General features: G+C 72.3%; 20 protein-coding genes. 11 read left to right on the forward strand and 9 right to left on the reverse strand.

Annotated elements, in window-relative coordinates; all coding sequences use genetic code 11:
• Positions 1-69: 69 nt before the first annotated feature.
• The 6 genes from infB (at position 70) to MTDSW087_RS16215 (ending at position 9,213) form a co-directional block, all read left to right on the forward strand.
• A complete protein-coding gene (gene infB / locus MTDSW087_RS16190; protein WP_425324725.1) occupies positions 70-2,346 on the forward strand; it encodes a translation initiation factor IF-2 in 2,277 nt (758 codons plus the stop codon).
• 113 nt (positions 2,347-2,459) lie between these two features.
• Positions 2,460-2,873: a 30S ribosome-binding factor RbfA gene (gene rbfA, locus MTDSW087_RS16195; RefSeq protein ID WP_144765673.1), complete on the forward strand. Its 414-nt coding sequence runs from the start codon at positions 2,460-2,462 to the stop codon at positions 2,871-2,873.
• 252 nt (positions 2,874-3,125) lie between these two features.
• The gene (gene truB, locus MTDSW087_RS16200) at positions 3,126-4,109 is read left to right on the forward strand and encodes a tRNA pseudouridine(55) synthase TruB (protein ID WP_144765820.1); all 984 of its coding nucleotides are present in this window, start codon (positions 3,126-3,128) and stop codon (positions 4,107-4,109) included.
• Between the two features lie 290 nt (positions 4,110-4,399).
• Entirely contained in the window at positions 4,400-5,794 is a 1,395-nt protein-coding gene (locus tag MTDSW087_RS16205) for a dihydrolipoyl dehydrogenase (RefSeq protein ID WP_144765675.1), read from the forward strand.
• A 147-nt stretch (positions 5,795-5,941) separates the two neighbouring features.
• The gene (locus MTDSW087_RS16210; RefSeq protein ID WP_144765677.1) at positions 5,942-8,632 is read left to right on the forward strand and encodes a histidine kinase dimerization/phosphoacceptor domain -containing protein; all 2,691 of its coding nucleotides are present in this window, start codon (positions 5,942-5,944) and stop codon (positions 8,630-8,632) included.
• On the forward strand, positions 8,629-9,213 hold the full coding sequence (locus MTDSW087_RS16215; RefSeq protein WP_144765679.1) for a biliverdin-producing heme oxygenase: 585 nt from the start codon (positions 8,629-8,631) through the stop codon (positions 9,211-9,213). Before MTDSW087_RS16210 ends, MTDSW087_RS16215 begins: the two co-directional genes overlap by 4 nt.
• Positions 9,214-9,228: 15 nt before the next feature.
• On the opposite strand, the gene gmk is transcribed toward MTDSW087_RS16215, so the two are convergent.
• From gmk to MTDSW087_RS16245, 6 genes are all read right to left on the reverse strand, one after another.
• Positions 9,229-9,897, reverse strand: a complete 669-nt coding sequence (gmk, locus tag MTDSW087_RS16220; protein WP_144765681.1) for a guanylate kinase — start codon at positions 9,895-9,897, stop codon at positions 9,229-9,231.
• A 25-nt stretch (positions 9,898-9,922) separates the two neighbouring features.
• Positions 9,923-10,798, reverse strand: a complete 876-nt coding sequence (locus MTDSW087_RS16225; protein WP_144765683.1) for a YicC/YloC family endoribonuclease — start codon at positions 10,796-10,798, stop codon at positions 9,923-9,925.
• A gap of 58 nt (positions 10,799-10,856) precedes the next feature.
• On the reverse strand, positions 10,857-12,239 hold the full coding sequence (gene mltG / locus MTDSW087_RS16230) for an endolytic transglycosylase MltG (protein WP_144765685.1): 1,383 nt from the start codon (positions 12,237-12,239) through the stop codon (positions 10,857-10,859).
• 412 nt (positions 12,240-12,651) lie between these two features.
• Positions 12,652-14,118 carry a nitrogen regulation protein NR(I) gene (gene ntrC / locus MTDSW087_RS16235; RefSeq protein WP_144765687.1) on the reverse strand — a complete coding sequence of 489 codons (1,467 nt, stop codon included), beginning with the start codon at positions 14,116-14,118 and terminating at the stop codon, positions 12,652-12,654.
• Between the two features lie 4 nt (positions 14,119-14,122).
• Positions 14,123-15,286 carry a two-component system sensor histidine kinase NtrB gene (locus MTDSW087_RS16240; RefSeq protein WP_238179129.1) on the reverse strand — a complete coding sequence of 388 codons (1,164 nt, stop codon included), beginning with the start codon at positions 15,284-15,286 and terminating at the stop codon, positions 14,123-14,125.
• The gene (locus MTDSW087_RS16245) at positions 15,283-16,293 is read right to left on the reverse strand and encodes a tRNA dihydrouridine synthase (RefSeq protein ID WP_144765689.1); all 1,011 of its coding nucleotides are present in this window, start codon (positions 16,291-16,293) and stop codon (positions 15,283-15,285) included. Before MTDSW087_RS16245 ends, MTDSW087_RS16240 begins: the two co-directional genes overlap by 4 nt.
• Positions 16,294-16,474: 181 nt before the next feature.
• On the opposite strand from MTDSW087_RS16245, the gene MTDSW087_RS16250 reads away from it, so the two are divergent.
• Complete coding sequence (locus tag MTDSW087_RS16250) at positions 16,475-17,752, forward strand: bifunctional 2-C-methyl-D-erythritol 4-phosphate cytidylyltransferase/2-C-methyl-D-erythritol 2,4-cyclodiphosphate synthase (protein WP_144765691.1); 1,278 nt, start codon at positions 16,475-16,477, stop codon at positions 17,750-17,752.
• Between the two features lie 3 nt (positions 17,753-17,755).
• A complete protein-coding gene (locus MTDSW087_RS16255) occupies positions 17,756-18,253 on the forward strand; it encodes a CinA family protein (RefSeq protein ID WP_144765693.1) in 498 nt (165 codons plus the stop codon).
• 5 nt (positions 18,254-18,258) lie between these two features.
• Here the strand turns inward: MTDSW087_RS16255 and MTDSW087_RS16260 are convergent, their stop codons facing one another.
• Entirely contained in the window at positions 18,259-19,293 is a 1,035-nt protein-coding gene (locus MTDSW087_RS16260; RefSeq protein ID WP_144765695.1) for an ornithine cyclodeaminase, read from the reverse strand.
• Between the two features lie 125 nt (positions 19,294-19,418).
• On the opposite strand from MTDSW087_RS16260, the gene MTDSW087_RS16265 reads away from it, so the two are divergent.
• Together MTDSW087_RS16265 and MTDSW087_RS16270 are read left to right on the forward strand one after the other, a co-directional pair.
• Positions 19,419-19,850 carry an Lrp/AsnC family transcriptional regulator gene (locus tag MTDSW087_RS16265; RefSeq protein WP_144765697.1) on the forward strand — a complete coding sequence of 144 codons (432 nt, stop codon included), beginning with the start codon at positions 19,419-19,421 and terminating at the stop codon, positions 19,848-19,850.
• A gap of 56 nt (positions 19,851-19,906) precedes the next feature.
• Positions 19,907-21,133, forward strand: coding sequence for an FAD-dependent oxidoreductase (locus MTDSW087_RS16270; RefSeq protein WP_144765699.1), 1,227 nt, complete (start codon positions 19,907-19,909; stop codon positions 21,131-21,133).
• Here the strand turns inward: MTDSW087_RS16270 and MTDSW087_RS16275 are convergent.
• Together MTDSW087_RS16275 and lipA are read right to left on the reverse strand one after the other, a co-directional pair.
• Positions 21,115-21,573 (reverse strand): type II toxin-antitoxin system RatA family toxin, encoded by a 459-nt coding sequence (locus MTDSW087_RS16275; protein WP_144765701.1) that lies wholly within the window; start codon positions 21,571-21,573, stop codon positions 21,115-21,117. The two genes, MTDSW087_RS16270 and MTDSW087_RS16275, sit on opposite strands and share 19 nt — an antisense overlap.
• 1 nt (position 21,574) lies before the next feature.
• Positions 21,575-22,564: a lipoyl synthase gene (gene lipA, locus MTDSW087_RS16280; protein WP_144765824.1), complete on the reverse strand. Its 990-nt coding sequence runs from the start codon at positions 22,562-22,564 to the stop codon at positions 21,575-21,577.
• 257 nt (positions 22,565-22,821) lie between these two features.
• On the opposite strand from lipA, the gene MTDSW087_RS16285 reads away from it, so the two are divergent.
• Positions 22,822-23,349, forward strand: coding sequence for a CYTH domain-containing protein (locus MTDSW087_RS16285; RefSeq protein ID WP_144765703.1), 528 nt, complete (start codon positions 22,822-22,824; stop codon positions 23,347-23,349).
• Positions 23,350-23,449: the final 100 nt, after the last annotated feature.

The raw sequence follows: 23,449 nt of genomic DNA on the forward strand, positions 1-23,449 counted from the left end.
TTGTGTTTTTTTGTCAAAGAAGAAGACGGATTGTGAGATGCCCAGAGGCCTCGGGGTTGGGGAATGTTTATAAGAGCCCGTGCCGGCGCGGCTCCCCCCCGGCCCCGCCCGGCCGCCGCGCGCCCCGCCGGGGCCGCGCCCGCCGCCCGCCCGCCGCTGACCCCGCGCCTGGCCTCCACCGAGCCGCGCCGCACCCTCACGGCGGACGTGCGCAAGCCGCGCGACCTGAACTTCATGGCCCGCCCGGCGCCCGCGCCGGAGCCGGAGAAGCCCGCAACGCCGACCACCGCCGCGCGTCCCGCCTCGGCCACCGCCGCCCGTCCGGCCCCCGGCCGCGCCGCCGCGATGGAGGACGAGAGCGAGACCAAGCGCGTGATCCGGCGCCCCGGTCAGCCGCTCAAGATCATCGCCGCGCCCAAGACGCCGAAATCCCCCGGCGCCGACCGCAGCAACCGCGGCCGCCTCACCATCGCCAACGCCACCTCGGGCGAGGACGAGCGCACGCGCTCGGTCGCCTCGTTCCGCCGCCGGCAGCAGCGCATGAGCGGCCACCGGCACGTTGAGCAGAAAGAGAAGCTGTCCCGCGACGTGGTTATCCCCGAGACGATCACCATCCAGGAACTCGCCAACCGCATGTCGGAGCGGGCCGTGGACGTCATCCGTCTGCTGATGAAGCAGGGCCAGATCCATAAGATCACCGACGTGATCGATTCGGACACCGCCCAGCTCATCGCCGAGGAGCTCGGCCATACGGTGCGCCGCGTCGCCGAGTCGGACGTCGAGGAGGGCCTGACCTCGGACGAGCCGGATCTGGAGGAGGATCTCGATCCCCGTCCGCCGGTCGTCACGATCATGGGCCATGTCGACCACGGCAAGACCTCGCTGCTCGACGCCATCCGCAAGGCGAACGTGGTCGAAGGCGAGGCCGGCGGCATCACCCAGCATATCGGCGCCTACCAGGTGGCGGCGCCGTCCGGCGACCTCGTCACCTTCATCGACACCCCCGGCCACGCGGCCTTCACCTCCATGCGCGCCCGCGGCGCCAAGGTGACGGACATCGTCGTGATCGTGGTGGCGGCCGATGACGGCGTCATGCCCCAGACGATCGAGGCGATTCAGCACGCCAAGGCGGCGAACGTCCCGATGATCATCGCCGTCAACAAGATCGACAAGGCGGATGCGAAGCCGGAGCGGGTCCGCACGGAGCTGCTGCAGCACGACATCCAGGTCGAGTCGATGGGCGGCGAGACGCTGGAGTTCGAGGTCTCCGCCAAGACCGGTCAGGGCCTGCCCGAATTGCTGGAGGGCATCCAGATCCAGGCCGAGATCATGAACCTGCGCGCCAACGAGAAGCGCGACGGCGAGGGCACGGTGATCGAGGCCCAGCTCGACCGCGGCCGCGGTCCGGTGGCCACCGTGCTCGTGCAGCGCGGCACGCTCTTCACCGGCGACATCGTCGTGGCCGGCGCCGAGTGGGGCAAGGTCCGCGCGCTGATCGACGACCAGGGCGAGCACGTCCAGTATGCCGGCCCGTCGGTGCCGGTGGAGGTGCTCGGCTTCAACGGCACGCCCGATGCCGGCGACCGCGTCATCGTGGTGCCGAGCGAGGCCCGCGCCCGCGAGGTCACCGAGTACCGCGCCCGCCTGAAGCGCGAGCGCGCGGCCGCCCGCAGCGGCGGCGCCAACCGCTCGCTCGTCGACATGATGCGCGAGATGAAGGAAGGCGCCGGCCGCAAGGAGCTGCCGGTCGTCATCAAGGGCGACGTGCAGGGCTCGGTCGAGGCGATCTCCGGCGCGCTGGAGAAGCTCGGCAACGACGAGGTCGGCGCGCGCATCCTGCTCGCGGGCGTCGGCGGCATCACCGAGTCCGACATCACCCTGGCGCAGGCCTCGAAGGCCTTCGTCATCGGCTTCAACGTGCGCGCCCACAAGGAAGCGCGCGAGTCGGCCGAGCGCAACGGCGTCGACATCCGCTACTACAACATCATCTACGACCTCGTGGACGACATCAAAGCCACGCTGTCGGGGATGCTGCCGCCGACGCTCCGCGAGGAGCGGCTGGGCGAGGCGGTCATCCAAGAGGTGTTCGAGGTCTCGAAGGTCGGCAAGGTCGCGGGTTGCCGCGTCATGGACGGCACTGTCGAGCGCGGCGCCCATGTCCGCCTGATCCGCGACAGCGTGGTGATCCACGAGGGCAAGCTGAAGACGCTCAAGCGCTTCAAGGACGACGCCAAGGAGGTCACCTCCGGCCAGGAATGCGGCATGGCCTTCGAGAACTTCGAGAACATGCGCGCTGGCGACACCATCGAGTGCTACCGGGTCGAGGAGATCCGCCGCACGCTCTGATACGGCCGTCGACGGCCTGGCACGGCGGCTGCAGCCTTCCGCTGCGGCCGCCGTTTCCTTTCGAACCCCCGCCCGCGGCCGATCCCGCGCCGGGGCCGGACATCTGTTGAGACATGGCTCAGAAACCCCAATCCGCCGGTCCCTCGCAGCGCCAGCAGCGCGTGGCCGAACTCGTGCGTCATGCGCTCGCCGAAGTGCTCCAGCGCGGCGACGTGCAGGATCCGACCCTGTCCTCGCACGTCATCACCGTGCCGGAGGTACGGATGTCGCCGGACCTGAAACTCGCCACTGCCTACGTCATGCCGCTCGGCGGCCAGGACGAGGCGCCGGTGCTCGCCGCCCTCGACCGCAACCGCAAGGTGCTGCGGCAGGAGGTGGCGCGCCGCGTGAACCTGAAATACGCGCCGGAGCTGCGCTTCCGCCGCGACGAGACCTTCGACGAGGCGGCCCGCATCGACCGCCTGCTGCGCGACGAGCGGGTGAAGCGCGATCTCGTCGCCCCGACGGACGACGAGCCCGACGCCTGAGAGTTCGGGGTTCCCGAAGGGACAAGTCCCTTCGGTGGGGTGTCGGGGCGAAGCCCTGACATGATGATCCCAGGGCTCTGCCCTGGACCCGCGAAAGGGGGGACCCCTTTCGAATCCCGGACAGCCGGGACGGCGTCGATTCAGTTTTTGGACCGTGGGTCGGGGCGCGAGGTGGTCGTCCCCCCGCTTGAGAGGACAGTGACCGTTTTGATCAACGACCTGCCGCCCCCGGAACGCCCGGCCGCCGCCGAGATGCCCTTCCCCCGTGAGCGCCGGCCCGGACCCGAGCGCCGCCCGCAGCGCGGCGCGCCGCGGACCGACCGGCCGCGCAAGCGCGACGTGTCCGGCTGGGTCATCCTCGACAAGGGCGTCGGCATGACCTCGACCCATGCGGTCGCGGTGGTGAAGCGCCTGTTCAACGCCAAGAAGGCCGGGCATGCCGGCACCCTCGACCCGCTGGCCTCCGGCATCCTGCCGATCGCGCTGGGCGAGGCGACCAAGACGGTGCCCTTCGTGATGGACGGCCGCAAGGCCTACCGCTTCACCGTGGCCTGGGGCACCGAGACCGATACCGACGACGGCGAGGGCCGCCCCGTCGCCACCAGCGACGCGCGCCCGGCCCGCGAGGCCGTCGAGGCGGCGCTGCCGAACTTCCTCGGCGCCATCGAGCAGGTGCCGCCGCGCTACTCCGCCATCAAGATCCAGGGCGAGCGCGCCTACGACCTCGCCCGCGACGGCGAGGTGGTGGAACTGGCCGCGCGCCCCGTGCAGATCGACCGTCTCGCGGTGGTCGAGCACGATGCCGACCACACGGTGATCGAGGCCGAGTGCGGCAAGGGCACCTATGTCCGGGCGCTCGCCCGCGACCTCGGCCGGATGCTCGGCTGCTACGGCCACGTCTCGGCCCTGCGCCGCACCCGCGTCGGCCCCTTCACCGAGGCCGATTCCTGCGCGGTCGACACGCTCGACGCCGAGAACCCCGAGGCCAACCTCACCCGCCTCCACCCCGTCGAGACCGCCCTCGACGGCGTGCCCTCGACCGCGGTCTCGCGCGACATGGCCCTGCGCCTGATGCGCGGCCAGTCGGTGATCCTGCGCGGGCGCGACGCGCCGGTGGGCGGCAAGATCTTCGCGACCTGCGGCGGCATCCTCGTGGCCGTCGGCGACGTGGAGCGCGGCGAGCTGGTTCCGCACCGCGTGTTCCACCTGGGCGGCGCGGCCAACCGCCCGAGCTGACTCGGGCTCGCGGGGACGAACCGTCCGCAAGCCTCTCCTCGCTGAGGGCTGGCGGGGATCCTACAGATCGTCCCTCGCGAAGCACCCCCCTCTCCCCGCGCGCAGGGAGAGGGGATCCGTGGCCGCTCGCTCCGATCGAGCGGAAGGCGTTTCGGAACCATCCTGAGCGTCCCGGGGACGTCGCGCCAACCGGCTCCTGCAACGGGGAACGTTCGCGCATCCGCACTGTTGCCAGCGCGAGCCGGCGATGCCTTCCGCATCGCCGGCAGCGAAGGGCTTGCGAAGGCGGGATGCGTGAACTGACCTGCGACGTGGCGGTGATCGGGGCGGGTACCGCCGGCATCGCCGCCTACCGCGCGGCCGCGAAGGCCGGCGCCGAGGCGGTGCTGATCGAGCGCGGGCCCGGCGGCACCACCTGCGCCCGTGTCGGCTGCATGCCCTCGAAGCTGCTGATCGCCGCGGGCGCCGCCGCGCACGAGGCCCGCGGGGCCGGGCTGTTCGGCGTGCGGGTCGGCTCCGTCACGGTCGATGGCAAGGCAGTGATGGCGCGGCTGCGCGCCGAGCGCGACCGCTTCGTCGGCGGCGTGTTCGAATCCCTCGACGGGATCGAGCCGGATCGCCGCATCTCCGGTCAGGCCCGCTTCCGCGACCACCACACCCTCGCGGTGGACGATCACACCCTGGTCCGCTTCCGCGCCGCGGTGATCGCCACCGGATCGAGCCCGAATGTGCCCAAACCCCTTCAGGGGCTCGCCGAGCGGGTGCTCACCACGGATACGCTGTTCGAGGTCCCCGACCTGCCCCGCTCCCTCGCCGTGCTCGGCGGCGGACCCGTCGGCATCGAGCTGGCCCAGGCCATGGCCCGCCTCGGCGTCGCCGTCACCCTGTTCGACACCGGCGCGACGCTCGCCGGCCTCAGCCATCCCGATCTCGTCCGTGCGGCGCGCGAGATCTTCGCCGCCGAGCTGGATCTCCACATGGAGAGCGAGATCGCCTCCGCCGAGGCCGACGGCGCGGGTCTGCGCCTCGCCTGGACGGGCCCCGACGGAAGCCGGGGCGAGGCGGCGTTCGAGCGGGTTCTCGCCGCCACCGGCCGGCCGCCGAACCTGGCGGGCCTCGACCTCGAACGGGGCGGCCTGCATCTCGGCGACAAGGGCATGCCGGATTTCGACGCTCGCAGACTGCTCTGCGCGGGCGCGCCGGTGCTGATCGCGGGCGACGCCGCCGCGCTGCGGCCGGTCCTGCACGAGGCGAGCCGGCAGGGCGGGATCGCGGGCGCCAACGCCGCCGCGATCGCCCGCGGCGCGGCGCCGGAGGCGCCGGAGCCCTGGACGAACCTCGCCATGGTCTTCACCCATCCGCAGACGGCGAGCGTCGGCGCGTCCTACGACCCCGACGCGACCGACCGGATCGAGGGGGGAGCCGATTTCTGCGACCAGGGCCGCGCCCGCATCGAGGGGCACAACCGCGGGGCCCTGCGGCTCTGGGCGGACCGGACGGGGCGGCTCCTCGGGGCGGAGATGATCGCGCCCGCCGCCGAGCATCTCGGCCACATCCTCGCCGATGCGATCGGCCGGGGCCTCACAGCGGCGGCCATGCTCGACCGGCCCGTCTATCATCCCACCGTGGAGGAGGGCCTGAGCGGCGCCCTCTCCGAGATCGCGGACAGCGCAGCCGCGGACTGAACTTGGTTTGAGCGATCCGACCTGTCCGACTCGATCTGTGCTGGTTCCGAACTGTGACAACAGCGCAGTCGATCGCGGAAAGCCCAGGATTGCGCTTCTCCCGAGGGGCCTGCATACCGACTGTACGATGAGTTGGTCACCCTGTTGATGCCGCAGGTCGCAACCCCCGGCGCCGTCGATCCCGATCTCGATACCCTGTCCTCGGACGAGCTCGATCGGCTCGACCTGGGGGTGATCGGGCTCGACCCGGTGGGACGCATCCTCGTCTTCAACGATGCCGCGAGCGCCCTCTCCGGCCTGTCGCGCGAGGCGGTTCTCGGACGCAACTACTTCCGCGAGGTCGCGCCCGGCACCAACACGCCGGGCTTCTTCGGCCGCTTCCTGTCCGGCCACCGCCGCGGCGCCTTCGACGAGAACTTCGAGTTCGTGTTCGGCCGCATGCCGCAGCCCCTGCGCGCGCGGGTGCGCCTGCAGAGCGGCCAGGCCCATGGCTGGCTGACCATCCAGCCCCTGGAGAGCCTCGGCGTCGGCGCTCCGCGCGAGGCGGTGATGGCGGCCATCGACAGCCGCTTCCGCGCGGAGCCGGTCGATCCGGGCCTGTGCGAGCGCGAGCCGATCCACATCCCCGGCTCGATCCAGCCGAACGCCGTGATGCTCGCCGCCGACGTGGGCAGCCTGACCGTCGTCGCGCACAGCACCAATGCCGGCGAGATCCTGCCCGCGGGCGAGCCGCTCCCCGCCGGGCGCCCGCTCGCAGCCGTGCTGCCCCTGCCCTTCGTGGACCTGATCCGCGCCCGGCTGGCCAGCGGCACCCTGAGCGACGGCCGCACCGTGCGGCGGACCCTGCGCCTCGACGGCGGCACGCCCTATCACGCGGTGGCGCATGCCCATGCCGGCCGCGTCATCGTCGAGCTGGAGCGCGCGCCGGACAACCCGGACGACTTCGCCGAGGCCCGGCAGACCGATACCGAGCTCGCCGTGGCGCGCCTGCGCGCCGCCGAGACCCTCGCCGGCGCCGCGCGCATCGCCGCCCTGGAGATCCGTGCGCTCACCGGCTTCGAATCCGTGCTGGTCTACCGCTTCGACGCCGAGTGGAACGGCGAGGCCATCGCCGAGGACAAGGATTCCGATTGGGGCCGCAGCCTGTTCGGCCTGCGCTTCCCGGCTTCCGACATCCCGGCCCAGGCGCGCGCGCTCTACACCAAGGCGAAGAGCCGCTTCGTGATCGACCGCGACTCGGTGCCGGTGCCGCTGGTGGCGAGCGCCGAGGCCGGCAACGCCCCCGTCGACCTGACCTTCGCCCAGCACCGGACGCTCTCGCCGATCCACCTGGAGTACCAGCGCAACCTCGGCGTGAACGGCTCGATGTCGGTCTCGATCATGGTCGAGAATCGCCTCTGGGGCCTGATGATCGGCCATCACCGGCGCCCGCATTACGTGGCGCCGGAGACCCGCGCGGCGGCCACCGTGCTCACCGACGCCTTCGCCATGCGGGTGCAGGAGATCGAGGCGCGCAGCCTCTGGGCCGAGCGCCAGGCGCATCTCGACACCGAGGGGCGGCTCGTGCGCGAGCTGACCCGGGCCGACGACTTCGTCTCGGCCCTCACGGCCGGGCCCGTCACGATCCTCGACCTGTTCGGCGCCACCGGCGCCGGCATCGTCACGGGCGAGCGCGTCACGCTGATCGGCAGGGCGCCGCCGGAGGCCGCGGTCCGCGCCATCGCCGCGTGGCTGCGCGAGCGTCCGGGCAACGAGGCCGGAGCGCTCTCCGCGGAAGTGGATGCCGGTTCGGCGCAAGAGCGCGCGTCACGACAGAGACCCGGAGCCGCTTCCGATCGCAGCGCAATCGGGAACGGCTCCAGCTTCGCGAGCAGCGCCTTCACCGCCGATTTCCCGGCGGCCGCCGCCTATCGCGAGATCGCGAGCGGCATCCTCGCGGTCGCCGTCGGCGAGGCGCGGGAGAACCTGCTGCTCTGGTTCCGCCCCGAGGTGCCGAGCACGGTGACCTGGGGCGGCGACCCCCGCAAGCCCGTGCTCGCCGGCAGCGGGCCGGTGGCGGTGCTGCCGCGCCGCTCCTTCGAGCGCTGGGTCGAGGAGCGCACGGGCTTCGCCGCGCCCTGGGCGCCGTGGCAGGTCTCGCTGGCGGAATCCCTCGCCGAGGCGGTGGAGGGCGTGGTGCTGCGCCAGCGCCGCAAGATCGACGAGCTGACCGGGCTTCTCGCCGAGAAGGAGAAGCTGCTGATCCAGAAGGACATCCTGACCCGGGAGATCGATCACCGGGTCAAGAACTCGCTCCAGATCGTCTCGTCCTTCCTCCAGATGCAGCGCCGCCAGATCGCCGATGCCGATGCGCGGCAGGCCTTCTCCGACACCTCGGCGCGGGTGATGAGCGTCGCGCGCGTGCATGACAGCCTCTACCAGGCCGAGCGCATCGAGGAGGTCGATCTCGGCCAGACCATCGAGAGCCTGTGCAAGGATCTCGCGGGGATTGCGGGCGACGGCCACGCCGTCGACCTCACCGCCGAGAGCGGGCTGATGGTGCCCTACCGCAAGGCGGTGGCGCTCTCGCTGATCGCGACCGAGCTCGTCACCAACGCCTTCAAGTACGGGACAAACCGTCCGGGCGAGGGCCGGGTCGAGGTCACGGTCTCGGCGGCGGGACCGGGCGTCCAGCTCCGCGTCTGCGACGATGGCGGCGGGCTGCCGGACGGCTGGGAGAACCGGCCGCGCGGCACCGGCCTCGGCATGAAGCTGATCCGGGCGATGCTCGACCAGATCAACGCCCGCCTGGAGGTCGCCAACACGCCCGGCGCCTGCTTCACCGTCACCACCACATGAGGGACGGCCTGCATGCCCGGCTGCGCGCGGCCACCGCGCCGCAGCACGAGGGTCTGGAGCGCGATCTCGACTGGCGGGCGCGCGTCGCGACGCTTGCCGGCTACCGCGCCCTGCTCGCGCGCCTTCACGGCTTCCACGCCGCCTACGAGCCGGCGATCGCGCAGGCGCTTGCAGACGAGGCCTTCCTGGCTTCGAGGCGGAGGCTCCCCCGCCTTAAGGCGGATCTGCGCCATCTCGGTCTCCCGGAAGGCGAACTCGCCGCCCTGCCCCACGCCGAGCCCATCCACCTCCCAAACCCCGCCGCGGCGACCGGTGCGCTCTACGTGCTGGAGGGCTCGACCCTCGGAGGCCAAGTCATCGGCCGCCATATCGGCGCGCTGCACGGTCTGACCGGGGACGGCCTCGCCTATTACCGGGCGCACGGCCCGGCGACGGGGGCGATGTGGGCGGCCTTCCGCGCGCGGCTGGCCCTGTTCGAGGGCGATCCGGTTGGCGAGGCGGCGCTCACCGAGGCCGCCGTCGCGACCTTCGCGGCGATGCGGGACTGGCTCTGCGCGGAGGCAGCGGCGCGCGCGGCCTGACCCGACGCGCCCCGCTCAGGCCTCCTCGCCCTCCGACAGCAGCCCCTCGACGAAGCCTGCGAGACCGGTGCGGCGGGTGCGCTTCAGGCGCTCGGCGGTGAGGATGCTCTGCAGCGCCGTGAAGGCGTTCTGCAGGTCGTCATTGACGATGACGTAGTCGTACTCGCTCCAGCGCTGGATCTCGTTGCGGGCGTTGAGCAGCCGCTTCTCGATGGTGGCCGGCGCGTCCTCGGCCCGGCGCTCCAGGCGCTGGCGCAGCTCGGCGAGGCTCGGCGGCAGGATGAACACGGTAACCACGTCGTCCGTGAGCTTGCTCCGGACCTGGCGCGTGCCCTGGTAGTCGATGTCGAAGATCATGTCCCGGCCGCTCGCCAGCACCCGCTCCACCGGGCGGCGCGGCGTGCCGTAGAAATTGCCGTGCACCTCCGCCCATTCGAGCAGGTCGTCGCGGGCGCGCAGGTCGTCGAAGGCCTCGCGATCGATGAAGTGGTAGTGCCGGCCCTCGATCTCGGAGGGGCGGCGTGCCCGCGTGGTGACCGAGATCGAGAGGTCGAGGCCCCAGCCGCCGTCCTGGGCGATGGCCCGGGTCAGTGTCGTCTTGCCCGCGCCCGAGGGCGAGGACAGGATCAGGATCAGGCCGCGCCGGGCGATCACGTCGGGCTTGTGCCGTGCCGGCTCCGTCATCGCCACCCCTGTTGCCGCATCGCGCTCACTCGACGTTCTGAACCTGCTCGCGGAATTGCTCCACCACGGCCTTCAAGTCGAGTCCGATCCGCGAGAGGCTCACATCGTTGGCCTTGGCGCAGAGGGTGTTCGCCTCGCGCCCGAGCTCCTGGGCGAGGAAATCGAGGCGCCGCCCGATCGCACCGCCCTGCGCCATCAGCTCGCGCACCGCGCCGATATGGGCGCGCAGGCGGTCGAGCTCCTCGCGCACGTCGGCCTTGGCGGCGAGCAGCACCGCCTCCTGATGCAACCGGTCGGCGTCGAGGCTGCCGCCCTCCACCAGGCTCGCCACTGTCGCGGCGAGGCGCGCGCGCACGGCTTCCGGCTTGCGCGCCGGGTTTGCTTCCGCGGCCTCGGTCAGGGCCGCGATGCGCTCGACCTGCCCGCCGACGATGGCGGCGAGTTCCCGCCCCTCGGCGCGGCGAGCCTCGACGAGGTCGGCCACGAGGCGCACCACGCCCTCGGCGAGGTCGCGAGCGAGGGAATCCGTCTCCGGCGCGGCCTCGTCCTCCGTCTCGATGACGCCGCGAACGCCGAGCAGCCCGTCCATGGTGGCGGGCGCGACGCCCTCAGGCACCGGCACGCGGGCGACCGCCGCGGCGAGGCTCGCCAGCAGCGCCTCGTTGATCCGGACCCGCACGGCGGTCTCGGGCTTCGTCAGGGTGAGGGAGAGCTGGCACTGGCCGCGGGCCAGGGTCTTCTGGAGGGCGGTGCGGGCGACCTCGCCCACCGCCTCGAAGCCGTTCGGCACCCGCAGGCGCACGTCGAGCCCGCGTCCGTTGACGCTGCGGACCTCCCAGGCCCATTGCACGGGGCCCGTGGTACCGGTGGCCCGGGCGAACCCGGTCATGCTCGCGATCATGGTCTCGTCAGGCCCCGAACCGTGGAAGCGGGAGCCTTACCAATCCTGCGCGCGCCCGTCACGGGCGTCCGGGCAGTTCCTTCAGCACCGGCACGGACTTGGCCGAGTTGAGATCGTAGGTCTTGTTCTTCAGCGGATCGAGCTTCGTGCCCTCGGAGGCGTCGAAGGCCTTCGAGCGGGGGGCCCCGGGCTGCCCGTCGAAGGCGACGTTGGTGCCTGGCGCATAGGCCGAGGCCCGGCCCGGCGCGGCGTTCGGGTCCGCCGGCGGCTCGACCTTGTCGACGTTGCCGGCATCGGGCGCCGCCGGGTTCTGGCGTCCGCGCTCGACCGCGCGCCACTTGGCGACGTTGCGCTGGTGGCCTTCCAGCGAATCCGCGAAGGCGTGGCCGCCGGTGCCGTCGGCGACGAAGTAGAGGTCCTTGGTGCGCGACGGGTTGGCCACCGCCTCGAGGGCGGCGCGGCCCGGATTGGCGATCGGGCCCGGCGGCAGGCCCTCGATCACGTAAGTGTTGTAGGGGGTCGCGCGCTCGATCTCGGAGCGCAGGATACCCCGCCCGAGGGTGCCGCGGCCGCCGACTAGGCCGTAGACGATCGTCGGGTCCGATTGCAGCTTCATGCGCTTGTTCAGGCGGTTGACGAATACGCCGGCGACGCGCGGCCTTTCGTCGGCTCTGCCGGTCTCCTTCTCGACGATCGAGGCGAGCGTGACCATCTCCGCAGGCGTCCGCACCGGCACCTCGGCGCTGCGGCGCTGCCAGATCTGGTTCAGCACCTCGCGGTGCTTGGCCTTCATCAGGTTGACGATCTGCTGCCGGGTGGCGCCGCGCTCGAACTTGTAGGTGTCGGGCAGGAGCGCGCCCTCGGCCGGGATCTCGCCGATCTCGCCCGTCAGGATGTCGTTCTCGTTCAGCCGGCCCACGATCTGCTCGCTGGTGAGCCCCTCGGGGAAGGTGATGGCGTGCTGGACCTGACGGCCGGTCGTCACCGTGTCGATGGCGTCGCTGATGCTGGCCCGCGCCTTGAAATTGTACTCGCCGGCCTTCAGCGGCGGCCGGCCGCCGAAGCGGGCGGCGAACTCGAACAGGCCGGTATGGCCGATCACGCCCTCGCGCCGCAGGATCTCGGCGATCTCGCTGGTGCCGCTGCGGGTCGGGATGACGACGACCTTGTCGGCGGGCAGCGGGCCGGGCTCGTGGATCTGCCGCTGGAACAGGGTGAGCCCGATCATCGCGCCGATGGCGAGCACCACGGAGAAGGTCAGGAGGCCGCTGATCGTGGCGACGAGGCCGCCGCGCTCGCGCACGGGCCGCTCGGGCGGCGGGGGGGCGGCGGTCGGCTTGATCGCCTCGTTGGGCGAGCGCGGGGACAGGCGCGTCGGGAACGGGGTCTCGTCGCGCGTGATCGGCGTCGAATCCAGCGTCTTGCGTCTGCGGAAGAACATGAAAATCCTGCTCGGGCGGACGCCCGGGCCGGGTCCGTGGGCCGGGCCTGGGCGTCGTCCCGCGTCGGGTTGGGCCGCTTCCCCTCGAAACTACCCGCTTTTGTGGCGAAATTGCCATCCCGCAGGGCAGGAGCCCGTTCACGATGCGGGGGTGGACCCCGGCACCCGAGGGATTTCACCGAATCCGATCGATGGCCCGAGCCGCAGCGGCAGCTCCCTCCGCCTTGCGGGGAAAGAGTCGGAGTGGGGGTGGTGCGGAAGGCCACCGCGACGCCCAAGCCTGCACCACCCCCACCTCCGGCTCCTCCCCATCCAGTTCGGGCCTGCCCGATCTGGACAGGCGAGGGCAGATCTCGAACAAGCCCGAGATCTGTGGGGAGGAGAGGACCGTGCGGGCCGGGCGCGCGGCCGATCACCGCGAGGTGCGCAGCACCTGCAGGTCGAGGTCGCGCACCTTCTTGCGCAAGGTGTTGCGGTTCACGCCGAGCAGCTCGGCCGCGCGGATCTGGTTGCCGCGGGTGGCGGCCAGCGCCGCGCCGATCAGCGGGCCCTCGATCTCGCGCAGAACGCGGTGATAGAGGCCGGGCGGCGGCAGGGTGTCGCGGTAGTTCGAGAAATAGTCGGACAGGTGCCGCTCGACGGCGTTCGACAGGCTCTCGGACTCGCCGGCCTTGCGGGCGCCGTTGCCGCCGGGCGCCGCGGAGGGCGGCGCACTGAGCGGCAGCGTGTCGAGCTCCGCCTCGATGACCGGGCCGGTGATCGTCTCCTGCGGGTAGAGCGCGGCGAGCCGCCGGACGAGGTTCTCCAGCTCGCGCACGTTGCCGGGCCAGCGGTAGCGCTTCAGCTTCTCCATGGCGTCGGCGTCGAGGGTCTTGCGGGTCAGCCCCTCGCGCTCGACCAGCACGAAGAAGTGGCGCACGAGGTCGGGCACGTCCTCCGAGCGCTCGCGCAAAGCCGGCAGGCGCAGGGGCACCACGTTCAGGCGGAAGAACAGGTCCTCGCGGAAGATGCCCTGCTGGATCGAGATGCGCAGGTCCTTGTTGGTGGCCGCGATGATGCGCACGTTCGTCTTGATCGGCACGCGCCCGCCGACGGTGGTGTACTCGCCCTGCTGAAGCACGCGCAGCAGCCGGGTCTGCGCCTCCATCGGCATGTCGCCGATCTCGTCGAGGAACAGGGTGCCGCCCTCGGCCTGCTCGAAGCGGCCGGCCGAGCGCTGGAGCGCGCCGGTGAAGGCGCCCTTCTCGTGGCCGAACAGCTCGGATTCGATCAGGTCGCGCGGGATCGCGGCCATGTTGACCGGCACGAAGGGCCCGGAGCGGCGGCGGCCGTAATCGTGCAGGGCGCGGGCCACCAGCTCCTTGCCGGTGCCGGATTCGCCCGTGATCATCACGGTCAGGTCGGTGGGCATCAGCCGGGCGAGCGCCCGGTAGATCTCCTGCATGGCCGGCGAGCGGCCCACCAGCGGGATGTCCTCGTTCTCAGGCCCGGCGCCGGGCGGGGCCGCGCCGCGGGGGCGCGAGAGGGCGCGGCCGACGATGGCGGTCAGCTCCTTCAGGTCGAAGGGCTTGGGCAGGTACTCGTAGGCGCCGCGCTCCGAGGCGCGGATCGCCGTCATGAAGGTGTTCTGCGCGCTCATCACGATGACCGGCAGCTCCGGCCGCACGCGCTTGATGCGCGGCAGCAGGTCGAACACGTTCTCGTCGGGCATCACCACGTCGGTGATGACGAGGTCGCCCTCCCCCTGCGCCACCCAGCGCCACAGGGTCGCGCAATTGCCCGTGGAGCGGACCTCGTAGCCGGCGCGCGAGAGCGCTTGGTTGAGGACCGTGCGGATGGCGGCGTCGTCGTCCGCGACGATGATGTGGCCGTTCGGCATGACTCTACTCGGCCTCCACGACCGATTCGCGCCCATCCCGGGCGCTCGACATGGGCAGGAGAAGGCGGAAGGTGGTGCGGCGCGGGACCGGGTCGCACTCGACGATGCCCCCGTGGTCGCCGACGATCTTGGCCACCAATGCAAGACCGAGGCCGGAGCCCTGCGCCTTGGTGGTGACGAAGGGGTCGAACAGGTCGGGCAGCAGCTCGGCGGTGATGCCCGGGCCGTTGTCGCGCACCGCCACCTCGATGGGCAGGCTCACCCGCTCCCGCGAGCCGGGCACCTGCAGGCGCAGGCCGGTGCGGAAGGCGGTGGACAGGGTGATCTCGCCGTCCACCGTGTCGGCGCCGATCGCCTCGGCGGCGTTCTTCACGAGGTTGAGGATCACCTGAACGAGCTGGTCGCGATTGCCGAGGACCGGCGGCAGCGAAGGGTCGTAGGTCTCGATGAAGCGGATGTGGCGCGCGAAGCCCGATTGGGCCGAGCGCTTCACCTGATCGAGGACGCCGTGCACGTTGACCGCGCCGCGCTCCACCGGGCGCTCGTCGCCGAACAGCTCCATGCGCTCGACGATGCGCACGATCCGGTCCGATTCGTCGCAGATCAGCCGGGTCAGGATCCGGTCCTCCTCGGCGCCGGACTGCTCGAGGAGCTGGGCGGCGCCGCGGATGCCAGCGAGCGGGTTCTTGATCTCGTGGGCGAGCATGGCGCCGAGCGCCACCATCGAGCGGGCGGCGCCGCGATGGGTGAGCTGACGGTTCATCTTGTCGGCGATGGTGCGCTCCTGGAGCATCAGCACCACGGCCTCGCCGTTGTCGCCGAGCGCCGTGGCGAACACGTCGACGCTGCGCTCGTGGCCGGAGCGCGGCTGGACCAGCTCCACCCGGTACTCGCTGACGCTGGAGCTGCGGCGGCGCACCTCCGCCACCAGCGCGATGATCGGCGAGGCGAAGGGGATGATGTCCCGCAATTGCCGCCGCTGCATCAGGCGGGCCGACGAGTCGAAGAAGCTCTCGGCCGCGTGGTTGCAGTGGAGGATGCGCTCGTCGGGGCCGATGGTCAGCACCGGCAGCGGCAGGGCATTGAGCACCGCCGCCCCGGTCAGCCCGAGGGCGGCCGCCCCGCGGCCGCCGAGCAGATCCTCGGGTCCTGGGCTCGCCTCGGTCATGCCGCCTCCGGGACGGCCCGGGCGGGCTCGCGGAAGGCGGCGCGCAGGAGCGCGCGGGCCGTGGCCGGGTCCGTCGTGGTGAGGAGGCGCGTGCGCGCGGCGGCATCGAGCCCGCCGCCGGCCTCCGCATAGGCCGCGAGGTGCTTGCGCGCGTGGCGCACCCCCATGGCCGCGCCGTAGAGGGCGATCAGCCCGTCGTAATGCTCCACCGCGACAATCCCCCGCTCCTCCCGCGTGAGCCTGCGCGGCGCCTCGCCCCGCAGGCCCGCGGCCACCGCGCCGACCCGCCAGGGCCGCCCGACCGCGGCGCGCCCGATCATCACCCCGGCCGCCCCCGAGGCGGCCAGGCACGCCTGGGCTTGCGCGAGGTCGCCCACATCGCCGTTGGCGATGACGGGGAGCGACACGGCCTCGACCACCGTGCGGATCGCGGCCCAGTCGGCCTGCCCCTTGTAGAATTGCTGCCGGGTGCGACCGTGGACGGTGAGCCCGTCGAGGCCGATCCCCTCGGCGCGGCGCGCGAGGTCCGCCGCATTGAGGCTCTGATGGTCCCAGCCGAGGCGCATCTTGAGCGTCACCGGGACCGTGACCGCGCTGCGCACCGCCTCCAGCAGGCGGCTCGCATGGTCGAGGTCGCGCATCAGGGCCGAGCCCGAGGCGCCGCCGGTGACCACCTTGGCCGGGCAACCCATGTTGATGTCGACGACCTCCGCGCCGCAGCCCACCGCGAGGCGGGCCGCCTCCGCCATCGGCTCGGGCTGGCAGCCGGCGAGCTGGACGATGTGCACGTCCACGCCCGAGCCCTCCGCCCGCAGACGCGCCTCGCTGGCGCCGCGGGCGAACTCGGCCGCGGCCACCATCTCGGAGACCACGGCGCTCGCGCCGAGGCGCCGGGCGATCCGGCGCATGTGCAGGTCGGTCACGCCGGAGAGCGGCGCGAGCAGGGCGAGCGGCGCGGCGCCGGGACGGCGGCTGCGCAGTGCGCTCAAATAATGATCATCGCTCATTCTGCACAACAAATAGACAAAAGCAGCGCCGACGCAAGCGGCTTCCGATTTGATTTCGGGGGATGCCCCGCTTAAAGCCGGGGCAATCCCGCCGGTACCCTCGCACGCGCAAGGGGCCATGCGCGCGCGAGGCCCTGCGCATCCGGCGCGCAGGCTCTGACGAAGGGTACAGGAAGCCAGCATGTCCACGACCGGTTCGAGCGTCGCCGCGGTGGTCGTGGCGGCCGGCCGCGGCATCCGCATCGGCGGGGGCACGCCGAAGCAGTATCGCCGGGTCGGCGGGCAGGCCGTGCTTACCCGGACGCTGGCGGCGCTCGGCGGCCATCCGGCCCTCGACCGGCTGCAGGTGGTGATCGCCCCCGACGCCGCCGCCTTCTACGACGAATGCGTGGCCGAGCTCGACGCGGCCGTGCGCGCCAAGCTCGCGCCGCCGGTGGAGGGCGGGGCGACGCGCCAGCAATCGGTGCGCGCCGGGCTCGAGGCGCTGGAGCGCGCGGGCGCGCCGGAGACGGTGCTCGTGCACGATGCCGCCCGGCCCTATGTCGACGCCGCCCTGGTGGACCGCGCCATCGCCGCCGGCCGCGAGTACCGCGCCGCGGTGCCCGGCATCGCGGTGAGCGACACGATCAAGCTCGTGGCCGAGGCGACCGCCCTGGTCAGCCGCGTGCGCGAGACCCCGGCGCGGGAGGCCCTGCGCGCCGTGCAGACGCCGCAGGCCTTCGCCTTCGCCGCCCTGCTCGATGCGCACCGCTCCGCGGCCGCCTCGGACCTCCACGCCTTCACCGACGATGGGGCGCTGGCCGAATGGGCCGGGCTCGACGTGGTGGTGTTCGAGGGCGACCTGCGCAACCGCAAGATCACGCAACCCGGCGACCTGATCGAGGCCGACCGCGCCTTCTCCGATCCGAGGATCCCAGCCATGACGACCTACGTCACCCGCCTCGGCACCGGCTTCGACGTGCACGCCTTCACCGAGGGCGACCATGTCTGGCTCGGCGGCGTGAAGATCCCGGCCGATCGCGGCGTGCTCGCCCATTCGGACGGCGACGTGGCCCTGCACGCGCTCACCGACGCGCTGCTCGGCGCCATCGCCGACGGCGATATCGGCACGCATTTCCCGCCCTCCGACGAGCGCTGGCGCGGCGCCGCCTCGGACCAGTTCCTGGCGCATGCCTGCTCTCTGGTGCGGGCGCGCGGCGGGCGCATCGATCATCTCGACATCACCGTGCTGGCCGAGGCGCCGCGCATCGGCCAGCACCGCGAGGCGATCCGCGCGCGCATCGCCGAGGTCGCGGGCGTGCCGCTCTCCGCCGTCTCGATCAAGGCGACCACGACGGAGAAGCTCGGCTTCGTCGGCCGCGCCGAGGGGCTGGCCGCCCAGGCCGCCGCGACGGTGCGCCTGCCCGAGGAGGAGCCGATCCTCGACGCGCAGGCCGAGACGGCGATGCGCCAGGGCTGAGCGATGCTCGACGACGCGCTCGTCGCCCGGGCCGAGGCGCTGGTGAAGGCCTATGCCGCGGCGGGCCTGCGCGTCGCCACGGCCGAATCCTGCACCGGCGGCCTCGTGGCGGGGCTGCTCACGAGCGTCCCCGGCTCCTCGGCGGTGGTGGAGCGCGGCTTCGTCACCTACTCGAACGAGGCCAAGGCCGAGGCGATCGGCGTGCCCGCCGACCTCATCGCGGCGCAGGGCGCGGTGAGCGAGCCGGTCGCCCGCGCCATGGCGGAGGGCGCGCTGGCCCATTCGCGCGCCGACGTGGCGGTGGCTGTCACCGGCATCGCCGGCCCCGGCGGCGGCAGCGCCCTGAAGCCGGTCGGCCTCGTGCATTTCGGCCTCGCCGCGAAGGGCCGCCCGTCCGTGCACCGCGCATGCCTCTACGGCGATCCCGGCCGGGCCGAGATCCGCCGGCTCGCCGTCGCCGAGGCGCTGGATCTGCTGGAAGGGGTGCTGAAGCCGGCCTGAGACCGTCAGGCCGCCCGCTCCAGCCGCGCCGTCCCCCGGACGAGCACGTGGCCGAACAGGTCCTTCGGGTCGTCCACCTCCGGGATCAGGTCGAGGGCGGGCCCTGAGCCGGCGAGATCGCGGATGCAGCGCAGCGCCGAGAAATCCTCCAGCGCGAAGCCGACCGAATCGAACAGGGTGATCTCCTCCGGGCTCGCCCGGCCGGGGGCGCGCCCGGTCAGCACCTGCCAGAGCTCGGTCACCGGGAAATCCGCCGGCATCTGCTGGATCTCGCCCTCGATCCGGGTCTGGGGCGCGTACTCGACCACGGTGCGGGCCGCGCGCACGAGATCGGCGTGCAGCTCGGTCTTGCCGGGGCAATCGCCGCCGATGGCGTTGAGGTGCTGGCCCGGCGCGATCAGGTCCGGGGTCAGGATCGTGGCGCGCGCCTTGTCCGCGGTCGCCGTCGTCACGATGTCGGCGCCCGCGACCGCCTCGGCCACCGAGCCGGTGCAGGTGATGGAGAGCCCCCTGCCCTCCAGGTTCGCCCAGGCCTTGGCCATCGCCCGCGGATCGACGTCGTAGAGGCGCACCTCCGCGATGCCGAGCACCGCCTTGAAGGCGAGCGCCTGGAACTCCGCCTGCGCCCCCGTGCCGATCAGCGCCAGGCTCCGGCTGCCCGGCCGCGCCATGGCGGAGGCCGCGAGCGCCGAGGTCGCCGCGGTGCGCAGCGCCGTCAGCACCGTCATCTCCGAGAGAAGGACGGGATAGCCCGTCGCGCGCTCCGCGAGGACGCCGAAGGCCGCGACCGTCAGCTTGCCCGCGCGCGTGTTGCCGGGATGGCCGTTGACGTATTTGAACGCGAAGCTGTCCCCGTCGGCGGCCGGCATCAGCTCGATCACCCCCTGCGGCGCGTGGCTGGCGAGGCGCGCCTCCAGCGCGAAGCTCTCCCAGCGCGAGAAATCCGCGCGCAAGGCGGCGGCGAGCCGGGCGAGGATCGCCTCCGGCCCCTCGCGCCGGACCAGCGCCGCCATCTCGTCGGATCCGATATACCGCGTCACGTCAGGCTCCCGCGTTCCACCCGCGGGAGCCTGCCCGAGCGGCCCGGACAGGCGACAGCCGGATTCATGGACGATCCGGACAGCGAATCGTACGATCCGGTAAGCTCGGCCGCCCATTCTGAGCCATGCTCGACGATCTCGACCGCCGCCTGATCGCCCTCCTGCGCACCGATGCGCGGCTGCCCGTCGCCAAGCTCGCCGCTGCGCTCGGCGTCACCCGCGCCACCGCCCGGGCCCGGCTCGAGCGCCTCGTCGCCAGCGGCGTCATCCAGGGCTTCACCGTGGTGCTGCGCGCCGAGGGCGACAGCGCCGAGGTCCGCGCCATCACCCTGGTCGAGGTCGACGGGCGCCACGCCGAGGCGGTGATCCGGCGCCTCGCCGGCCTGCCCGAGATCCGGGCGCTGCACACCACGAACGGGCGCTGGGACATCGTCGCCGAGATCGAGGCGCCTTCCCTCGTCGCCTTCGACGCGCTGCTGCGCGCGATCCGCCAGATCGAGGGCATCGCCAATTCCGAGACGAGCATCCTGCTCGCCGCGCGCAAAGGCGGCGCCTGAGCGCTTTTCCGGAGGCACCGCAGGGCCTAGATTCGCAGGGGTGGGAGGTCGCCGCGATGGATCGCTCCGCCAAGGTCTGCATCGTCGGCGGCGGGCCGGCCGGGATGATGGCCGGGCTGCTGCTCGCCCGGGCGGGCGTGCCCGTCACGGTGCTGGAGAAGCACGCCGACTTCCTGCGCGACTTCCGCGGCGACACCATCCATCCCTCGACCCTCGACCTGATGGACGAGCTCGGCCTCGGCGAGGCCTTCCGGGCCCTGCCGCAGCAGCGCGTCGAGACGCTCTCGGGCGTCGTCGCCGGCCGCGCCTTCCGCATCGCCGATTTCCGCCACCTGCCCAGCCGCAACCGCTTCGTGGCGATGATGCCGCAATGGGATTTCCTGGACTTCCTGGCGCGGGAGGGGCGGCGCCATCCCGGTTTCCGCCTGCTGATGCGGACGGAAGGGCTGTCGCTCGTCGAGGAGGCCGGCCGCGTCGTCGGCGTGCGGGCGCGCGGGCCGGAGGGCGAGACCGAGATCCGCGCCGATCTCGTCCTCTGCGCGGACGGCCGACACTCGGCGATGCGGGCCCAGGCCGGCTTCCGGCCGCAGGCCTTCGGCGCCCCGATGGACGTGCTCTGGTTCAAGGTCTCGCGCCGGGCCAGCGACACCGACGCCACCGCCGGCCGCTTCGGGCGCGGCCGCATCCTCGTGACGATCGACCGGGGCGAGCACTGGCAATGCGCCTACGTGGTGCCGAAGGGCGGCGACGCGCGGCTGCGGGCCGGCGGCCTGCCGGCCTTCCGGGCCCGGATCGCGGACCTCGCCCCCTTCCTGGCCGACCGGGTCGGCGAGATCGCCTCATGGGACGACGTGAAGGTTCTCACCGTGACGGTGGACCGGCTGGAGCGCTGGCACCGTCCGGGACTCCTCTGCATCGGGGATGCGGCGCATGCCATGTCGCCGATCGGCGGCGTCGGCATCAACCTCGCGATCCAAGATGCGGTCGCCGCCGCGAACCTGCTCGCCGATCCCCTGCGCCGCGGCGCCGTGACGGAGGCTGACCTCGCCCGGGTCCAGCGCCGCCGGATGCTGCCGGTGCGGCTGACGCAAGGGTTGCAGCGCCTCGTCCAGAACCGGGTGATCGCCCGCGTGCTCGACGAATCCGGTGCGCCCCTGCGCCCGCCCCTGGCGCTCCGCCTGCTCGACGCCCTGCCCCTGCTGCAACGCCTGCCGGCCCGCATCGTCGGGCTCGGCTTCAGGCCGGAGCACGTTCGGACCGAGCCTCAGGCCGCCGCGCCGTAGATGCGGTCCGCCCGGCCCTCGAAGGCGTCGGTGAACTTGCGGAAGGCGCGGTCGAACATCGAGCCCATCACCAGCCCAAGGGTGCGGCTCTTGAACTCGTAGGTGATGAAGAAATCCACGTCGCAGCCGCCCGTCGCGTTGGGGCGGAAGGTCCAGCGGTTCTCGAGGTGGCGGAAGGGGCCATCGATATACTCGGCCACGATCTTGAGCTGCGGCCGGTCGAGGCTGACGCGGGTGGTGAAGCGTTCGCGGATCGCCTTGTAGCCGACGCCCATCTCGGCCACGAGCACCTCCCGCCCCTCCTCCCCGGGCTGCCGCCGCAGCACGCGCAGGGATTCGCAGAGCGGCAGGAACTCGGGATAGCGCTCCACGTCGGCGACGAGGTCGTACATCTGCTGCGGCGTGTGGCGCACCGCGCGCGTAACCCGGAAGGAGGGCATGTCAGGCTGTCAGGGCGGGGGCGTGGCGGGCGTTGCGGGCGGCCTGCAGGCGGGCGAAATCCTCGCCGGCATGGTGCGAGGAGCGGGTGAGCGGCGTCGCCGAGACTAGCAGGAAGCCCTTGGCGTAGCCCGTCGTCTCGTAGGACTTGAACTCGTCGGGAGGCACGAAGCGCACGACCTCGTGGTGCTTCTTGGTCGGCTGGAGGTACTGGCCGATGGTGAGGAAGTCGACATCGGCCGAGCGCAGGTCGTCCATCAGCTGCACGACCTCGTTCCGGTCCTCGCCGAGGCCGACCATGATGCCGGACTTGGTGAAGATCGTCGGGTCGAGCTCCTTCACCCGCTGGAGCAGGCGCACGGAGTGGAAGTAGCGCGCCCCGGGGCGCACGGTGAGGTACTTGCCCGGCACCGTCTCCATGTTGTGGTTGAACACGTCGGGCTTGGCCGCCACCACCACCTCGAGCGCCCCGTCCTTGCGCAGGAAGTCGGGGGTGAGGATCTCCACCGTGGTGCCGGGGCTGGCCTTGCGGATCGCCGCGATGGTGCGGGCGAAGTGCTCGGCGCCGCCATCCTTCAGGTCGTCGCGGTCCACGGAGGTGATGACCACGTGGTGCAGGCCGAGCTTGGCCACCGAATCGGCGATCTTCAGGGGCTCGTCCCCGTCGAGCGCCTCGGGCAGGCCGGTGCGCACGTTGCAGAAGGCGCAGGCCCGCGTGCAGGTGTCGCCCATGATCATGAAGGTGGCGTGCCGCTTCTCCCAGCACTCGCCGATATTCGGGCAGCCCGCCTCCTCGCAGACGGTGACGAGCCCGTGCTCGCGCACGATGTTCCGGGTCTCGGCCCAGGCGGCCGAGCCCGGCGCCTTCACGCGGATCCAGTCGGGCTTGCGCGCCTGGACCGGCTGGTCCGGCCGGTGGGCCTTCTCCGGATGGCGCGGGCGCGCCGTTGCCGGACGGGGATCGTTCATCAGAAGGTCGAGGACGACGGCCATACTCACCGCGCAGGCGCACCCGCCGCGGCGGGGCTTTCTCGGGGGAAGGCCCTGACTTAAGGCTTCAGCCCCGCGACCGCAAACCGGCGCGGGCGGCCGCCTGGCCCGGGCGAGGGACAGGCGGGCGCAAGCGTCAAGCCCCGGCAGGCCTCCCATGCAGGGCACGGATCCGCAATCCGCATCGCATGCGATCGGAATGCTGCACTGCGGTGCGAAGCTGTGCTAATCGGCCCGCCTCGCCAAAGCCCGAGTGTTGGATGCGTTTCGAGATCGAGCGGAAGTTCCTGGTCGCCCATGACGGGTGGCGGGCGGCGGTGACCCACCGGATGGACCTGCGCGACGGGCTCGTCGGCCAGTTCGCGCGCGGCAAGGTCCGCGTGCGCCTCGACGGCGGCCGGGCCTGGCTCACCGTGAAGGGCGCGCGCCAGGGCATCGCCCGGCCGGAATTCGAGTACGAGATCCCGGTGGCGGATGCCGAGCACATGCTGGAGGGCATCTGCGTCGGCCGGACCATCGAGAAGACGCGCTCGGTGGTGCCCTTCGGCGGCCTGACCTGGACGGTGGACGAGTTCCGCGGCCAGCTCGCCGGCATCGTGCTCGCCGAGGTGGAGCTCGAGGACGAGGGCCAGGACTTCACGCGGCCCGACTGGATCGGCCGTGAGGTGACCGGCGACCTGCGCTTCCGCCAGTCGACCCTGCTGCATCTCTGCCGCGAGGCCGGCAGCACCATCGGCCTCGCCGAGATCCTCGCTTTGCCCGAGCAGGTCCTGCCGGTGCAGGATTAGGGGCGCTCGCGGGCCGAAGTGGAATCCGGTCCGGCGCGAAGGAGCGCGTCGAACCCTGGCTCCGGGCTGCCCGTGCGTCCGCGCACCGGTCGAGGTTGCA

The organism is Methylobacterium dankookense, from assembly GCF_902141855.1.
In the GTDB taxonomy this organism is placed as follows: domain Bacteria; phylum Pseudomonadota; class Alphaproteobacteria; order Rhizobiales; family Beijerinckiaceae; genus Methylobacterium; species Methylobacterium dankookense.

Excerpts from the sequence above, each read along its gene's own strand:
- MTDSW087_RS16240 (WP_238179129.1), bottom strand. The coding sequence starts at position 15,286 with ATGACCGAGGCGAGCCCAGGACCCGAGGATCTGCTCGGCGGCCGCGGG.
- MTDSW087_RS16265 (WP_144765697.1), top strand. The coding sequence starts at position 19,419 with ATGCTCGACGATCTCGACCGCCGCCTGATCGCCCTCCTGCGCACCGAT.
- MTDSW087_RS16215 (WP_144765679.1), top strand. The coding sequence starts at position 8,629 with ATGAGGGACGGCCTGCATGCCCGGCTGCGCGCGGCCACCGCGCCGCAG.
- MTDSW087_RS16245 (WP_144765689.1), bottom strand. The coding sequence starts at position 16,293 with ATGAGCGATGATCATTATTTGAGCGCACTGCGCAGCCGCCGTCCCGGC.
- MTDSW087_RS16250 (WP_144765691.1), top strand. The coding sequence starts at position 16,475 with ATGTCCACGACCGGTTCGAGCGTCGCCGCGGTGGTCGTGGCGGCCGGC.
- rbfA (WP_144765673.1), top strand. The coding sequence starts at position 2,460 with ATGGCTCAGAAACCCCAATCCGCCGGTCCCTCGCAGCGCCAGCAGCGC.
- ntrC (WP_144765687.1), bottom strand. The coding sequence starts at position 14,118 with ATGCCGAACGGCCACATCATCGTCGCGGACGACGACGCCGCCATCCGC.
- MTDSW087_RS16210 (WP_144765677.1), top strand. The coding sequence starts at position 5,942 with ATGCCGCAGGTCGCAACCCCCGGCGCCGTCGATCCCGATCTCGATACC.
- mltG (WP_144765685.1), bottom strand. The coding sequence starts at position 12,239 with ATGTTCTTCCGCAGACGCAAGACGCTGGATTCGACGCCGATCACGCGC.
- lipA (WP_144765824.1), bottom strand. The coding sequence starts at position 22,564 with ATGGCCGTCGTCCTCGACCTTCTGATGAACGATCCCCGTCCGGCAACG.
- MTDSW087_RS16225 (WP_144765683.1), bottom strand. The coding sequence starts at position 10,798 with ATGATCGCGAGCATGACCGGGTTCGCCCGGGCCACCGGTACCACGGGC.
- truB (WP_144765820.1), top strand. The coding sequence starts at position 3,126 with ATGCCCTTCCCCCGTGAGCGCCGGCCCGGACCCGAGCGCCGCCCGCAG.
- MTDSW087_RS16275 (WP_144765701.1), bottom strand. The coding sequence starts at position 21,573 with ATGCCCTCCTTCCGGGTTACGCGCGCGGTGCGCCACACGCCGCAGCAG.
- MTDSW087_RS16285 (WP_144765703.1), top strand. The coding sequence starts at position 22,822 with ATGCGTTTCGAGATCGAGCGGAAGTTCCTGGTCGCCCATGACGGGTGG.
- gmk (WP_144765681.1), bottom strand. The coding sequence starts at position 9,897 with ATGACGGAGCCGGCACGGCACAAGCCCGACGTGATCGCCCGGCGCGGC.
- MTDSW087_RS16205 (WP_144765675.1), top strand. The coding sequence starts at position 4,400 with ATGCGTGAACTGACCTGCGACGTGGCGGTGATCGGGGCGGGTACCGCC.
- MTDSW087_RS16255 (WP_144765693.1), top strand. The coding sequence starts at position 17,756 with ATGCTCGACGACGCGCTCGTCGCCCGGGCCGAGGCGCTGGTGAAGGCC.
- MTDSW087_RS16270 (WP_144765699.1), top strand. The coding sequence starts at position 19,907 with ATGGATCGCTCCGCCAAGGTCTGCATCGTCGGCGGCGGGCCGGCCGGG.